Consider the following 15,610-nt stretch of genomic DNA (forward strand, 5'->3'; position numbering starts at 1 on the left):
TCTCCGTTGCAAAGCCGCGCCGATTCTAGCACGCGGCCGAGCGCCTTCCCGGACGCCCACGGTGGCGGCCGCCCTGCTCCGCAGATTCCGATGCTGCGCCGCCGCAGGGCGTGTTAGAATCCGCGCCTTTTCAAAGACTTCCGCCCCATCCATGTCCCGCGCTATCCGCAACATCGCCATCATCGCCCACGTCGACCACGGCAAGACCACCCTCGTCGACCAGCTCCTGCGCCAATCCGGCACTTTCCGCGAGAACCAGCAGGTCGACGAACGGGTCATGGACTCGAACGACCTGGAGCGTGAGCGCGGCATCACCATCCTCGCCAAGAACTGTGCGATCCAGTACGGCGACACCCACATCAACATCGTGGACACCCCGGGACACGCCGACTTCGGCGGCGAGGTCGAGCGCGTGCTGTCCATGGTGGACGGCGTGCTGCTGCTGGTGGACGCGGTGGAAGGCCCCATGCCCCAGACCCGCTTCGTGACCCGCAAGGCGCTGGCCCAGGGCCTCAAGCCCATCGTGGTGATCAACAAGATCGACCGTCCGGGCGCCCGTCCCGACTGGGTCATCAACCACACCTTCGATCTGTTCGACAAGCTCGGCGCCACCGAGGAGCAGCTCGACTTCCCGGTGATCTACGCCTCCGGCCTGAACGGCTTCGCAGTGGAGAACATCGACGACGAGCGCAAGGACATGCGCCCGCTGTTCGAGGCCATCCTGCGCCACGTGCCGCCGCCGGAAGTGGATGCCGAGGGTCCGCTGCAGTTGCAGGTCTGTTCGCTGGATTACTCCACCTATATGGGCCAGCTCGGCATCGGCCGCATCAAGCGCGGCCGCATCCGCCCCAACCAGGAGGTGGTCGCCCTGTACGGCGACGAGAACCGCGGCAAGGGCAAGGTCAGCCAGATCCTCACCTTCAAGGGCCTGGAACGCAGTCCGGCGGACGTGGCCGAAGCCGGCGACATCGTGCTGGTGGCGGGCATCCAGCAGGTGAACATCGGCGTCACCCTGTGCGACCCGGACAATCTCGACGCCCTGCCCCCCATCGCCGTGGACGAACCCACGCTGACCATGAACTTCATGGTCAACTCCTCGCCGCTGGCCGGCCGTGAAGGCAAGTACGTCACCAGCCGCCAGATCCGCGAGCGGCTGGAAAAGGAACTGCTGAAGAACGTGGCCCTGCGCGTGAATTTCACCGAGGACGCCGACGTGTTCGAAGTCTCCGGCCGTGGCGAACTGCACCTCACCATCCTGCTGGAAAACATGCGCCGCGAGGGCTACGAGCTGGCGGTGGGCCGCCCGCGCGTGGTGTTCAAGGACATCGACGGCGTCAAGAGCGAGCCCTACGAGATGCTCACCGTGGACGTGGAGGAAGAACACCAGGGCGGCGTCATGGAAGAACTCGGCCGCCGCCGTGGCGAGCTGCAGGACATGCAATCGGACGGCAAAGGCCGGGTGCGCCTGGAATACCGCATTCCGGCGCGCGGCCTGATCGGTTTCCAGGGTGAATTCCTGACGCTCACGCGCGGTACCGGCCTCGCCAGCCACGTGTTCGACGACTACGGCCCGGTGGGCGGTGCCATGGGCGAACGGCGCAACGGCGTGCTGATCTCCCAGAACGACGGCGATGCGGTGGCCTACGCCCTGTGGAACCTGCAGGACCGCGGACGCATGTTCGTGAACCCGGGCGACAAGCTCTACGAGGGCATGATCATCGGCATCCACTCGCGGGACAACGACCTGGTGGTGAACCCGATCAAGGGCAAGCAGCTCACCAACGTGCGCGCATCCGGCAAGGACGAGGCCATCAACCTGACCCCGCCCATCCAGCTCACGCTGGAATCCGCCATCGAGTTCATCGCCGACGACGAACTGGTGGAGATCACCCCGCAGTCCATCCGCCTACGCAAACGTCACCTCAAAGAGCACGAGCGCAAGCGTGCGGCGAAGGCCGACGCGGCCTGAGCGCCCTGCTCCATCGCAGAAAAATGGCGTCCCGCGGGACGCCATTTTTTCGCCACTACCACTCGGAATTCAGCCCCGGCTGGCCAGCCAGGCACCGAATTCCTCGGCCACCTCCGGGTGGCGCAGGGCCAGTTCCACGGTGGCCTTCAGGTAGCCCAGCTTGGAGCCGCAGTCGTAGCGCACGCCGTCGTACTGGTAGGACAGCACCGCCTCTTCCTTGAGCAGGGAGGCGATGGCGTCCGTGAGCTGCAGTTCGCCGCCGGCGCCGGGCTTGAGGGCGCGGATGTGGTCGAAGATGCGCGGGGTGAGGATGTAGCGGCCGACCACCGCCTGGGTGGTGGGCGCTTCCTCGGGCTTGGGTTTCTCGACGATGCCCGTCATGCGCTGGACGTTGCCGCCCTCGCCTTCGGTGCTGACGATGCCGTAACTGCGGGTATCCTCGCGCGGCACGTTCATGGTGCCCAGCACGGAGCAGCGGTGGTAGTTGTACACGTCCACCATCTGCTTCATCACCGGCGTGCTGCCCGGGTTGTCCAGCAAGTCGTCGGCGAGCATCACCGCAAAAGCCTCGTCGCCGATCACCGGCGCCGCGCACAGCACCGCGTGGCCCAGGCCGAGGGCTTCGGACTGGCGGATGTAGATGCAGTTGACGCCCTTGGGCACGGTCTTGCGCACCAACTCCAGCATGTCCTTCTTGCCGCGCGCCTCCAACTCCGTTTCCAGTTCGTAGGCCTTGTCGAAGTGGTCCTCGATGGAGCGCTTGGTGCGGCCGGTGATGAAGATCAGGTCGGTGACGCCGGCGGCCACCGCCTCCTCCACCGCGTACTGGATCAGTGGCTTGTCCACGATGGGCAGCATCTCCTTGGGGCTGGCCTTGGTGGCGGGCAGAAAGCGCGTGCCCATGCCGGCGACCGGAAAGACCGCCTTGGTTACCTTCTTCATAACGAGAGTTCTCCTTGTTGTGGCGCCGCTTCGCCCGCCGTTGCCAGCAGGCGCCGCAGCCCGTCCTCATCCAGAATGGCGACGCCCAGCTCCTGCGCCTTGTCGAGCTTGGAGCCCGCCTCGGCGCCGGCCACCACGTAATCGGTCTTTTTCGACACCGAACCGCTGACCTTGCCGCCCGCCGCCTCGATCAGCGCCTTGGCGGCCTCCCGGCTCAGGCCGGGCAGCGTGCCGGTGAGCACGAAGGTGCGGCCGTCCAGCGCCCCTCCCCCCCTCGCCTCTCCGGCGCCTTCCTCGGCGCCGATGCGGATGCCCAGCCGCGCGCACTCGGCGAACAAGGCGCGCGCCGCGTCGCTGCGCAGGCGTTGCAGGGCGGCCTGGGCCTGGTCGGTACCGATGCCGGCCTCGTCCGCCAGCCGGCCCGCGCTGTAGGCGGGGTCGAGCAGGGTTTCCAGCGTCGGATGACAGGCGGCGACGCGCCCTTCCCCGGTTTTGCCGAGGCGGTCGCTCTTTTGCACCACGGTGCCGTGATGGGGGTCGATCTCGATGGGCTTCAGCACCGCCAGCACCGCTTCCGGCGCCAGCCGCACCGGCGCGCGCGCAGCGGTCGGCGGCTCGATGCCGTATTCCGGGTCGAGCAACTGGGCCAGCACTTCGCGGTTGTGCTCCGCCGCGAAGAAGGCGTGGATGGCGCGCGCGGTCAGCAGTCCCACGTCGGGCACCAGCAGCAGGCTGGGCAGCGTGGCCTGCTGCAGTGCGTCCAGGCTGCCGTAGAAGCGCGCCAGCGCCTTGGCGGTGGTTTCGCCGATGCCGGGAATGCCGATGGCGAAGATCAGCCGTTCCAGCGATACCCCGCGGCTGGCCTGGATCATCGCCAGCAGCTTGGCCGACGAGGTTTCGCCCATGCGCTCCATGTCGATCAGGTCGGCCATGCCCAGGCGGTACAGGTCCGCCGGGTTGCGCGCCCGGCCCCGGTCCACGAGTTGCTCGACCAGCTTGTCGCCCAGCCCCTCGATGTACACCGCGCGGCGGCTGGCGAAATGGATGATGGCCTGCTTGCGCTGCGCGCCGCAGGACAGGCCGCCGGAACAGCGCAACACCGCGTCGTCGGCGCTGATCTTGACCGCCTGGGCGCCGCACACCGGACAGTTTTCGGGCATGCCGAAGGGCTGCAGGCCGGGGGGGCGCCGTTCCAGCACCGGGCCGACCACCTCGGGGATCACGTCTCCCGCCCGGCGCACGATCACGAGATCGCCCACGCGCACGTCCTTGCGCTCGATCTCGTCCTGGTTGTGCAGGGTGGCGTTGGTGACCGTCACCCCGCCGACGAATACCGGCTCCAGCCGCGCCACCGGGGTCAGCGCGCCGGTGCGGCCGACCTGCACCTCGATGGCGAGCAGGCGGGTGATCTCTTCCTGGGCCGGATACTTGTGGGCCACGGCCCAGCGCGGCTCGCGGGTGACGAAGCCGAGCTGGCGCTGCAGGTCGGCATGATTGACCTTGTAAACCACGCCGTCGATGTCGTAGGGCAGTTCGCCGCGCAGCGCGGCGATGCGCGCGTGGAAGGCGATGAGGCCGTCCGGGCCGGAGGACACGGTGCGGTGTTCGCACACCGGCACGCCGAACCCGGCAAAGCGTTCCAGCAACCCGGCCTGGGTGTCCGGCACTTCGAAGCCCTGGTCGTACTCGCCGATGCCGTAAGCGAAAAAGGACAGGGGGCGCCGCGCGGCGATCTTGGGGTCGAGCTGGCGGACCGCGCCGGCCGCGGCATTGCGCGGATTGACGAAGACCTTTTCGCCCGCTGCGCGCTGGCGTTCGTTGAGGGCCTCGAAATCGTCGCGCCGCATGTAGATTTCGCCGCGGATTTCCAATATGGCCGGGGCTGCGCCGGCAAGCTGCAGCGGAATCTGGCGGATGGTGCGCACGTTGTGGGTGACGTCTTCGCCCGTTTCCCCGTCGCCGCGGGTTGCAGCGCGCACCAGCACGCCGTTCTCGTAGCGCAGGCTCATCGCCAGGCCGTCGAATTTCAGTTCGCCGAAATACTCCACCGGCGGGTCGGCCGGTTCCAGGCCGAGGGCGTTGCGCACGCGCGCGTCGAAATTGCGCACGCCCTGCGCGGTGGTGTCGGTTTCGGTACGGATGGAGAGCATGGGCACCGCATGGCGCACCGGCACCAGTTCCGGCAGCGGGGCGCCCCCTACCCGCTTGGTAGGCGAATCGGGCGTGGCCAGTTCGGGATGGGCCGCTTCCAGCGCTTCGAGTTCGCGGAACAGGCGGTCGTACTCGGCGTCCGGGATGGTGGGCGCATCGAGCACGTAATAGGCATGGTCGTGGCGGCGGATTTCCGCGCGCAGCCAGGCGGCGCGCCCGGCGGGGTCCTGCGGTGCTGCCATCATGCGGCGAACAGGCGGCGGGCGAGCACGCTGCCGGCGGGGATTTCGCTGCCGGCCATGCGGTCGTGGAACTGGGCGATCTGGGAGCGGATCAGCGCGGCCGCTTCGGTGCCGAGGGGATGGCGGTTGTCGTCCACCACGCTGCCCTGCAGGGTGTCGGCCAACTGGCGGGCGAACTGCATCATGCGGTCGAAGGCCTGCGCGCCATTGGCCACGCGCGGCACGTCGATCACCAGCGTGATGCCGTTGGTCTGCAGCGTGCGCAGGTTCTCCGCGGTAAACAGGGCCGGCTCCAGATTGCCGAGGGAGTACAGCGTGTTGCCGTCGTCGTCACGCGCATGGAAGCTGCCGTCGTCCTCCAGCGCCAGGCCCTGGGCCTCGGCCAAGCCGCGCAGTTTGGTGCCGGGGAAGGGCTGGCCGGTGCTCACCACGTTGATGCCGATCTGCACGTCCAGGTCGGCGCAGAAGCGGTCCAGGTCAGTGGCCGCGCTCAGCGTTTCGGCGCGCGCCGGCAGCGCGGCCGGCACGGCGAGGAACTGGTCGGCGATGCGCTGCACGCCGCCGGAGAAGCGCGCGAAATCGGCCTCGCCGATGGGGCCGCGGCGGTCCACGAGCTGCATGGCGACGCAGAACCAGTGGTAGCTGCCGGCGCTGTGGGCGGTGAGCGGGCGCCACAGATTCTGGGCATCGTCGAAGGCGAACCAGCGCACCGGCTTGGCGATGCCGTCTAGCTGTTCGCGCTGCACGCTCCACAGGCGGGAGACGTCCAGCGGCTCGATGGATTCGATGCGCACGATGCAGTCCACGCGTTCGTCGAGGACGTCAGGCGCCTCGGGCGAGGCGCGGCGGGACGAGGGTTCGCTGACCGCACGGGGCGCGGCGGGCTGGGGTTCGTCCTCGAACTCCTCGGCATCGCGCAGCGCCTCCGCGAAAGTCGGTTCGCGCCTGTCGTCGCCCGGGTCGTCCTCGCCTTCGCGCGGTTCGAGCAGCACGTCGCGGTGATCCGATTTGAAGGCCTGTTCGGCGTGGCGGCGGTGCTTGCGCTCCTGCCATTTGTTGTAGGCGATGATCAGCACCACCAGTGCGGCGCCTGCTGCTATCAGTCCGATCTGCAGTTCGCTGTCCATATGTCTTCCTGTCCGGGAGGTCGCCCGGGCGGCGCCCTCCTTCTACCTCATTCGGCGTCGTTCGCCTGTTTCAGGCTGTGACGGTCTCCGCCAGCCGCAGCGCTTCCTCGATATCCACTTCCACCACCCGCGAAGCGCCCTGTTCCTGCATGGTCACGCCCACGAGCTGCTGCGCGATCTCCATCGTGATCTTGCTGTGGGTGATGAAGATGAACTGCGTCTGGGATGACATGCGTTTCACCATGCGGCCGTATCGCTCGGTGTTGGTATCGTCCAACGGGGCATCCACCTCGTCAAGCATGCAGAATGGCGCCGGATTGAGCTGGAACATGGAGAACACCAGCGCGATCGCGGTGAGCGCCTTCTCCCCGCCGGAAAGCAGGTGGATGGAGCTGTTCTTCTTGCCCGGCGGCTGGGCCACGATCTGGATGCCGGCATCGAGGATCTCCTCGCCGGTCAGATCCAGCCGCGCCTGGCCGCCGCCGAAAAGCTGCGGGAACAGCGTGCCGAAATGCCCGTTGACGGTGTCGTAGGTGGCCTGCAGTTGCTCGCGGGTTTCCCGGTCGATGCGGCGGATGGCGTCTTCCAGGGTTTCGATGGCCTGGTTGAGGTCATCGGACTGGGCGTCGAGATACCCCTTGCGCTCTTCCGCGCTCTTGAGTTCGTCCAGCGCCGCGAGGTTGACCGCGCCCAGTTCCGCGATCTCCCGCGCCAACCGGCCCACTTCGCGCTGCAGCGAGGTTTCGCGCAGATCATCCGTGAGCAGGGGCGCGAGCGCCGCCTCGTCGGCATCGGCCTCCCGCAGGCGTTCGTCGAACTGGGCGGTGGCCAGTTCCGCGGCCTGCACCGCCAGGCGCAGCTCCGCAACCTTCTCGCGTATCGGCGCACTTTCCTGCTCGGTGCGTAGGCGCATCTCCTCGAGCTGCTTGAGCTGGGCCGCGGCCTGCTCCAGTGCGTCGCGGCGGGCGGCGAGCGCGGCCTCGCGGCTGGCGCGCAGGGCCAGCGCTTCCTGCAGCGCGTCGCGGCTGCGGGCGGTGTCGGTGGCTTCCAGTTCCTGGCGCCGGGCGTCGTGCTCGGCGCGGATGCGTTCGAGCTGTTCGGCGGCCAGTTGCAGGTTGCGCGCGATGTCCTCCAGCTTGCCGGCGCATTCCCGTTCGGAGAAGCGCGCTTCCTGCAGTTCGCGGGCGGTGGCCTGTTCCAGCGCGCGGGTGTTGCGCAGGGTCTGGTCGCGTTCTTCCAGCACTTCCGCGGCGGCGTCCAGGCGCTGGTGCTGCAGTTCGGCCAGTTCCGCGGCGCGGCCGTATTCCAGGTCGGCGCGGGCCAGATGCTCCCGTTCGGTTTCCTCCTGGCGGGCGAGGTCGGCCAGGTCGCGGTCGATCTGCTGACGGCGTTCCAGCGCGCGGCTGCGGGCCTGGGTGAGCTTGAGCAGTTCCACCTGCTCGCCGTGGGCCTGGTTCTGCAGCGCCTGGATGTCGCGCCGCAGGGCGTTGGCGCGTTCCTGCAGTTCGTGGGCGCGGGCTTCGGCCGCCAGCAGCGCGTCGTGGGCGGCGCGGCTCTCGTCTTCCAGCGCCTGCTGCTCGGCGGCCAGGGTGTCGATCTCGCGCTGGCGCTCCATGACGCCATGGGTGCGATCGTCCGGCGTGTAATGGGCGAGGCTGTGGCGGGTGAGCAACTGGCCCGTTCGCGACACCAGGGAAACGCCCTCGCCCAGTTCGGCGTGGTGCGGCAGCCAGTCGTGCAGGCTGTCGACGGCGTAGACGCCGTGCAGCCAACTGTGCAGCGCATCCTTCAAGGCCGGATCGAGCACCTCGATGCGTTCGATGAGCGGCGCGCTGCCGGCCGGAGCGGCCGTTGCAGGCTGCGGAGTTGCGGCAACTGCGCCGAACACCAGCGCCAGCGAGGCCGGCGGCGGCTGGTCCAGCAGCGCGCGGGCGGCGTTGTCGGCGGCAAGGAGTGCGGCCAGGCGTTCGCGTAGCACCGCCTCCACCGCCGGCTCCCAGCCCTGGGCCACGCGCAGGCCGCGCCACAAGGGGGTGAGTTCCGTGAGGCCATGGCGGCGCAGCCAGTCGCCCAGTTCGCCCTGGGACTGCACGCGGGCCTGCAACTGCACCAGGGCGTCGCGTCGCGCGCGCAGTTCGGTGAGGCCGCGCTGGGTCTGGCGCTCGTGGTCCAGGGCGGCCTTGAGCGTGGCCTGGGCGTCGGGCTGGGCAGCCTGCAGGCCCTGCAGTTCCTGCTGTTGTGCCTCCAGCGCCTGCTGCAGGGTTTCGGCGCGGGCCTCCCGCTCGGCCAGCGCGGTTTCGTCCGGCCCCTGGATCGCCGCGCCCTCCTCCTCCAGGCGCACGCGGCGCTGGGTCAGCGCCTCCAGCGCCCGGCTGGCACCGGCACGGTTGGCCTCCTGCACGCGCAACTGCTGCTCGGTCTGGGCCAGTTCCCGGCGAGCGGACGACACGGTGGCGTCGGCGGCCTGGCGGGCGGATTCGGCTTCCGGCAGTCGCTCAGCAATCTCGGCATGGCGGGCTTCGGCCTGCTCGGCGCGGATGGCGGCGTTTTCCTGCAACTCGGCCCAACGCTCGCGCTCTTCGGCCAGCGTCCCGCGGCGGGCCTGCCAGTGCTGTTCGTCGGTTTCGAGCTGGGCGATGCGCGCTTCCAGGCGCTGGCGGGCGTCGCCCAGGTGTTGCAGTTCGGCTTCCAGCCGGCTGACTTCGGCGGAGGCCGAAAACAGGTCGCCCTGGGCCTGATGCACGATCTCGGAAGCTTCGAAATGCGCTTCCCGTGCGGCCTCCACGGCGGATTCCAGTTCCTGCAGGCGGGCACTGTCGGACTCGATGCGGCGCGTGGCGTCGGCAAGCGTTTCCCGCAGGCGGCCCTGCTCGGCGCGCGCCTCGTTGCGCTTCAGCAGCCACAGCAGTTGCTGGCGCTCCACGTGGGCGGCGTTGAGCGCGCGGTAGCGCTCGGCCACCTCGGCCTGGGTGCGCAGGCGCTCGATGCGCTCGCCCAGTTCCATGCGGATGTCTTCCAGGCGGATCAGGTTGTCGCGGGCGTCGGCCAGCCGCCCTTCGGTTTCCTTGCGCCGCTCCCGGTACTTGGTGACGCCCGCGGCCTCTTCGAGGAAGCCGCGCACTTCCTCGGGGCGGGCCTCGATGATGCGCGAGATCATGCCCTGCTCGATGATGGCGTAGGCGCGTGGCCCCAGGCCGGTGCCGAGGAAGAGGTCGATCACGTCCTTGCGGCGCACATGGACGTTGTTGATGTAGTAAGTGGATTCGCCGGTACGCTCCAGCACGCGCTTGACGGAAATCTCCGCATAGCGCGACCACTGCCCCGCGGCCTTGCCCTCGTTGTTGTCGAACACCAGCTCCACGCTGGCGCGCGACACCGGCTTGCGGGTCGTAGAGCCGTTGAAGATCACGTCCTGCATCGACTCACCGCGCAGGGCCGAGGCGCGGGTCTCGCCCAGCACCCAGCGCACCGCGTCGATGATGTTGGACTTGCCGCAACCGTTGGGACCGACCACGCCCACCAGGTTGCCGGGGGTGAGCACCGTGGTGGGGTCGACGAAGGTCTTGAAACCGGAGAGTTTGAGCTTGGAAAGACGCACGTCGGGACGGTTCGGTTTCGGCCAGTCTGCGAGGGGCGCCGGGCTTCGGCGCGAAGCGCGCCATGATAACATCTTCGCCCTTCGAGCCCGCGTGGCTCCGTGTGTCGGCGCCGTGCCGTACCAGGCGTCCGGGCCGTTCTTCGAAGCGACGACCGCCGTGAATCCGAACCTCTCCCGCCTCCAGTCCTACCCTTTCGAGAAGTTGCGCGCCCTGTTCGAGGGGCTGACCGCCCCCGCCGGCCTGAAACCGATCCGGCTCTCCATCGGCGAGCCGCAGCACCCCACCCCGCCCTTCATCCGCCAGGCCCTGGCCGACAACCTGGACGGGCTCTCCACCTACCCCACCACTCAGGGTACGGAGGCATTGCGCGGGGCCATCGCCGGCTGGCTGATGCGCCGCTACAAGCTGCCGGCGGTCGATGCCGCCACCCACGTGCTGCCGGTCAACGGTTCCCGCGAAGCCCTGTTCGCCTTCGCCCAGTGCGTGGTGGACGGCAGCCGGCCGGGCGCGAAGGTGATCTCGCCCAATCCCTTCTACCAGATCTACGAAGGCGCGGCCCTGCTCGCCGGGGCGGAGCCGGTGTTCCTCAACAACACCGCGGCCGCGGACCACTTCGGCCCGAATTTCGACTCCCTGCCGGAATCCGTGTGGCGGGACGTGCAACTGGTGTACGTGTGCTCGCCGGGCAACCCCACCGGCCGCGTGCTGGGCCTGGACGAGTGGCGGGACCTGTTCGAGCGTTCCGACCGCCACGGCTTCGTCATCGCCGCCGACGAGTGCTATTCGGAGATCTACTTCGACGAGGCCGCCCCGCCCCTGGGTGCGCTGGAAGCCGCCCACCGCCTGGGTCGCGGCGATTTCCGCAACCTCGTCAGCTTCTCCAGCCTGTCCAAGCGTTCCAACGTGCCGGGCATGCGCTCCGGCTTCGTCGCCGGCGACGCGGCGGTGCTGAAGGCTTTCCTGAGCTACCGCACCTACCACGGCTGCGCCATGAGCCCGGCGGTGCAGGCGGCCTCCGTCGCGGCCTGGTCGGACGAGGCCCACGTGCAGGAAAACCGCCGCCTGTACCGGGAGAAGTTCGACCGCATCGAGCCCCTGCTCGCCCCCTGGCTGGGCATCCAGCGCCCGGATGCCGGCTTCTACTTCTGGGCATGCACACCGCTTCCCGACACCGAGTTCGCCCGCCGCCTGCAGGCTGAATATAATGTGACGGTCCTGCCGGGCAGCTTCCTCGCCCGCGAGGCGCACGGCATCAACCCCGGCGCCGATTACGTGCGCATCGCGCTGGTGGCCGAGCCGGGCGAATGCCTGGAAGCCGCCGAGCGCATCGCCGCCTTCTGTCAAAAACTCTGAAACACGGAAATCCCCCATGCAAGCACTGCAAAAGATCATCGACGACGCCTTCGAGAACCGCGCCAGCCTGTCGCCCGCCGCCGCCCCTGCCGAGGTGCGCGACGCGGTCACCCGAGTGATCGCCGGCCTGGACGCCGGCACGCTGCGCGTAGCGGAAAAGAAGGACGGCCAGTGGGTGGTCAACCAGTGGATCAAGAAGGCGGTGCTGATCTCCTTCCGCCTGCGGGACAACGAAGTCATCCCCGCCGGCGGCCTCAACTTCTTCGACAAGGTGCCGACCAAGTTCGGCGACTACACGCCGGAGCAGTTCCAGCAAGGCGGCTTCCGCGTGGTGCCGCCGGCCGTAGCGCGCAAGGGCAGCTACATCGCGAAGAACGTGGTGTTGATGCCCTCCTACGTGAACATCGGCGCCTACGTGGATGAAGGCACCATGGTGGACACCTGGGCCACGGTCGGTTCCTGCGCCCAGATCGGCAAGAACGTGCATCTGTCCGGCGGCGTGGGCATCGGCGGCGTGTTGGAGCCGGTGCAGGCCGGCCCGGTCATCATCGAGGACAACGTTTTCGTGGGCGCCCGTTCCGAGATCGTCGAAGGTGTGGTCATCGAGGAAAACGCCGTGCTCTCGATGGGCGTATACATCGGCCAGAGCACCAAGATCTACGACCGCGAAACGGGTGCGATCACGTACGGCCGCGTGCCCGCCGGCGCCGTCGTGGTGCCGGGCAGCCTGCCTTCGGCCGACGGCAGGTACAGCCTGTACTGCGCGGTGATCGTGAAGAAGGTGGACGCCCAGACCCGCGCCAAGACCGGCATCAACGAACTGCTGCGCGGCGCCTGAGCGCACTGCCCACGTCCGCGCGAAGCTTCCCCCTGCCCGATTCCCCCTGGAGCGCACCCTGATGATGTTCGACAAGCTCTTCCAGTTGATGGCCGACAAGAAGGCCTCCGACATCTTCATCTCGGCCGGCGCGCCGATCCACATCAAGATCCAGGGGCACACCATGCCGATCAACCAGCAGGTCATGGAACCGCCCATGATCAAGCGGATGATCTACGAGATGATGAGCCCCGAGCAGATCGAGCTCTTCGAGCACGACAAGGAGCTCAACCTCTCCTTCGGCCGGCGCGATCTGGGCAACTTCCGCGTCAACGTGTTCTGGCAGCGCAACAGCGTCGGCATCGTGGTGCGCTACATCCAGGGCGACATCCCGACCCTGGACGAACTGCAGTTGCCGACCTCGCTGGCCGACGTGGTGATGGAAAAGCGCGGGCTGATCCTGGTGGTGGGCGCCACCGGCTCGGGCAAGTCCACCACGCTGGCGTCCATGATCGACCACCGCAACCGCAATAAGTCCGGCCACATCCTCACCGTCGAAGACCCGATCGAGTACCTGTTCAAGCACCGCAAGTCGGTGGTGAACCAGCGCGAGGTCGGCATCGACACCCATAGCTGGCACGAGGCCCTGCGCAACGCCATGCGCCAGGCGCCGGACTGCATCCTGATCGGCGAAATCCGCGACCGGGAGACCATGCAGGCCGCGCTGGCCTACTCCCAGACCGGCCATCTGTGCCTGGCCACGCTGCACGCCAACAACGCCTACCATGCTCTGAACCGCATCGTTAACTTCTTCCCGCTGGAAAACCGTCCGCTCCTCTACCTCGACCTGGCGGTGGCGCTCAAATGCATCATCTCCCAGCGCCTGGTGCGCAAGCCCGACGGCAACCGCCTGCCCGCGGTGGAGATGCTGATGAACACCCGCCACGTGGCCGAGCTGATCGAACGGGGCGACCTCAACGAGGTGAAGGAAGCCATGGAACAGAGCCTGGCGCCGGGGTCGCAGACCTTCGAGCAGGACCTGTTCCGCCTCTTCCACAGCAAGATCATCACCCTGGACGAAGCGCTGGCGAACGCCGATTCACCCACTAACCTGCACTGGCTGATCAACAACGGCCAACTGGTCGAGGCGCCCAAGGACCAAGGCGGCAGCAAGAACACGCCCATCATCGATTTCGAACGCACGCAGCCGGACGGCACCTCCTTCCGCGAATTCACGCTGCACATGGACGACGAGCCCGCCACCTGACCGCCGGCCGCCCGCCAACACCACAACAACGGCCACATGACCCCCACCCCCGATTCCCCCACGCTGGCGCTGGCCGCCGAGCTGATCGCCCTTCCCTCTGTCACGCCGGAAGACGCCGGCTGCCTCGACCTGATTGCCGCCCGCCTGGCGCCGCTGGGCTTCCGCCTGGAGCGCATCGACAGCGCCGGCGTCTCCAACCTGTGGGCGCGGCGCGGCGAGACCCGCCCGGTCCTGTGCTTCGCCGGCCACACCGACGTGGTGCCCACCGGGCCGCTGGAAGCGTGGCAAAGCCCGCCTTTCGCGCCCGCGATCCGGGACGGCTTGCTGTACGGCCGGGGCGCGGCGGACATGAAGACCTCGCTCGCCGCCTTCGTCACCGCCATCGAGGCCTTCGTCGCCGCCCATCCGGACCATACCGGCTCCATCGCTCTGCTGCTCACCTCGGACGAGGAAGGCGTGGCCACCGACGGCACGGTCAAGGTGGTGGAAGCCCTGGCCGCCCGCGGCGAACGGCTGGACTGGTGCGTGGTGGGCGAACCGACCTCGGTGAATGCGCTGGGCGACATGATCAAGAACGGCCGCCGCGGTTCGCTCTCCGGCACGCTGCGGGTCAAGGGCGTGCAGGGCCACGTGGCCTATCCGCACCTGGCCCGCAATCCGGTGCATCAGCTCGCGCCGGCGCTGGCGGAACTGGCGGCCATGCGCTGGGACGAGGGCAACGAGTTCTTCCCGCCCACCACCTGGCAGGTCTCCAACATCCGCGCCGGCACCGGCGCCACCAACATCATTCCCGGTGAATGCGAGGTGCTGTTCAACTTCCGCTTCGCTTCGGTGAGCACCGCCGAATCCCTCCAGGCCCGCACCCACGAAGTGCTGGACCGCCACGGTCTGGAATACGAACTGGACTGGCATCTGTCCGGCAAGCCCTTCATCACCGGGCGCGGGCGCCTGGTCGCCGCGTTGAGCGAGGCGATCCGCGCCACGACCGGGGTGGAGACGGAACTCTCCACCACCGGCGGCACCTCCGACGGGCGCTTCATCGCCGACATCTGCGCCGAAGTGGTCGAATGCGGGCCGGTCAACGCCAGCATCCACAAGGTGAACGAATGCGTCGCCGTCGACGCGGTCGAGCCCCTGTCCGCCATCTACCGCCGCACGCTGGAAAACCTGCTGCTGGCCGAAACGAACTGAGCACGCGATGAGCCACGAACACGAGCACGATCATGATCACGAACATGAACACGAATTCGGCCCGCTGGCCGAGCTGGTCACCGTGCGCGACTGGATCCGCTATGCGGTGACCCGCTTCAACCGCGGCAAGGTGTTCTTCGGCCATGGCTGCGTGGACGCCTACGACGAGGCGGTGTGGCTGGTGCTGGCCAGCCTCGATCTGCCCCTCGACCGCCTCGACCCCTTCCTCGATGCCTGCATTACTTCGGAGGAGCGTGAGGAAATCTTCACCCGCATCGCACGCCGGGTGGACGAACGGGTGCCGACGGCCTATCTGGTGAATGAAGCGTGGCTGGGCGACTTCCGCTTCTACGTGGACGAACGCGTGATCGTGCCGCGCTCCTTCTTCGCGGAACTGCTGGAAGACGGCCTGGCGCCGTGGGTGGAGGACCCGGAGGCGGTGGGCAGCGCGCTGGACCTGTGCACCGGCTCGGGCTGCCTGGCGATCCTGATGGCGCACGCCTATCCGCACGCCGACATCGTCGCGGCGGACCTGTCCGGCGACGCGCTGGAAGTGGCTGCGCGGAACGTGGCGGACTACGGGCTGGAGGGGCGCATCGAACTGGTGAAGAGCGACGTGTTCGACGGCCTGGGCGGACGGCGCTTCGACCTGATCGTGAGCAATCCGCCCTACGTCACCGCCGAAGCCGTCGCCGCCCTGCCGCCGGAATACCTGCACGAGCCGCGGATGGCGCTGGGCTCGGGTGATGACGGGCTGGACGTGGTGCGCCGGCTGCTGGCGGATGCGGGTAAACACCTCAACCCCGGCGGAATCCTTGCCGTAGAAGTGGGTCATAACCGCCACATCGTAGAACAAGCCTTCCCGGATCTGCCGCTGATCTGGTTATCGACACGGGGAAGCGACGATACGGTCTTCGTGCTGCGCCGCGAGGATCTGCCCCAGGAGAGCTGA

General features: G+C 68.2%; 10 protein-coding genes. 6 read left to right on the top strand and 4 right to left on the bottom strand.

Annotated features, from left to right (window positions below):
• The first annotated feature begins 151 nt into the window (after positions 1 to 151).
• On the top strand, positions 152 to 1,969 hold the full coding sequence (gene typA, locus E6O51_RS19980) for a translational GTPase TypA (protein ID WP_136386785.1): 1,818 nt from the start codon (positions 152 to 154) through the stop codon (positions 1,967 to 1,969).
• Positions 1,970 to 2,038: 69 nt separating this feature from the next.
• Here the strand turns inward: typA and galU are convergent, their stop codons facing one another.
• The 4 genes from galU to smc all read right to left on the bottom strand — a co-directional run bounded on the left by galU (position 2,039) and on the right by smc (position 10,029).
• Entirely contained in the window at positions 2,039 to 2,911 is an 873-nt protein-coding gene (gene galU, locus E6O51_RS19985; RefSeq protein WP_136386786.1) for a UTP--glucose-1-phosphate uridylyltransferase GalU, read from the bottom strand.
• Positions 2,908 to 5,307, bottom strand: a complete 2,400-nt coding sequence (gene ligA, locus E6O51_RS19990; protein WP_136386787.1) for an NAD-dependent DNA ligase LigA — start codon at positions 5,305 to 5,307, stop codon at positions 2,908 to 2,910. Before ligA ends, galU begins: the two co-directional genes overlap by 4 nt.
• Positions 5,304 to 6,431: a cell division protein ZipA gene (locus tag E6O51_RS19995; RefSeq protein WP_136386788.1), complete on the bottom strand. Its 1,128-nt coding sequence runs from the start codon at positions 6,429 to 6,431 to the stop codon at positions 5,304 to 5,306. The genes ligA and E6O51_RS19995 overlap by 4 nt, the downstream gene beginning before the upstream one ends.
• Before the next feature lie 70 nt (positions 6,432 to 6,501).
• Positions 6,502 to 10,029 (bottom strand): chromosome segregation protein SMC, encoded by a 3,528-nt coding sequence (gene smc / locus E6O51_RS20000; RefSeq protein ID WP_230976865.1) that lies wholly within the window; start codon positions 10,027 to 10,029, stop codon positions 6,502 to 6,504.
• Positions 10,030 to 10,186: 157 nt separating this feature from the next.
• On the opposite strand from smc, the gene dapC reads away from it, so the two are divergent.
• The 5 genes from dapC (at position 10,187) to prmB (ending at position 15,610) form a co-directional block, all read left to right on the top strand.
• Entirely contained in the window at positions 10,187 to 11,383 is a 1,197-nt protein-coding gene (gene dapC, locus E6O51_RS20005; protein WP_136386865.1) for a succinyldiaminopimelate transaminase, read from the top strand.
• A 16-nt stretch (positions 11,384 to 11,399) separates the two neighbouring features.
• Entirely contained in the window at positions 11,400 to 12,221 is an 822-nt protein-coding gene (gene dapD / locus E6O51_RS20010; RefSeq protein WP_136386790.1) for a 2,3,4,5-tetrahydropyridine-2,6-dicarboxylate N-succinyltransferase, read from the top strand.
• Between the two features lie 61 nt (positions 12,222 to 12,282).
• Positions 12,283 to 13,467, top strand: a complete 1,185-nt coding sequence (locus E6O51_RS20015; protein ID WP_136386791.1) for a PilT/PilU family type 4a pilus ATPase — start codon at positions 12,283 to 12,285, stop codon at positions 13,465 to 13,467.
• A 36-nt stretch (positions 13,468 to 13,503) separates the two neighbouring features.
• On the top strand, positions 13,504 to 14,658 hold the full coding sequence (dapE, locus tag E6O51_RS20020) for a succinyl-diaminopimelate desuccinylase (RefSeq protein ID WP_136386792.1): 1,155 nt from the start codon (positions 13,504 to 13,506) through the stop codon (positions 14,656 to 14,658).
• 7 nt (positions 14,659 to 14,665) lie between these two features.
• A complete protein-coding gene (gene prmB / locus E6O51_RS20025) occupies positions 14,666 to 15,610 on the top strand; it encodes a 50S ribosomal protein L3 N(5)-glutamine methyltransferase (protein ID WP_136386793.1) in 945 nt (314 codons plus the stop codon).

This window comes from Pseudothauera rhizosphaerae (assembly GCF_004801305.1).
GTDB lineage: Bacteria > Pseudomonadota > Gammaproteobacteria > Burkholderiales > Rhodocyclaceae > Pseudothauera > Pseudothauera rhizosphaerae.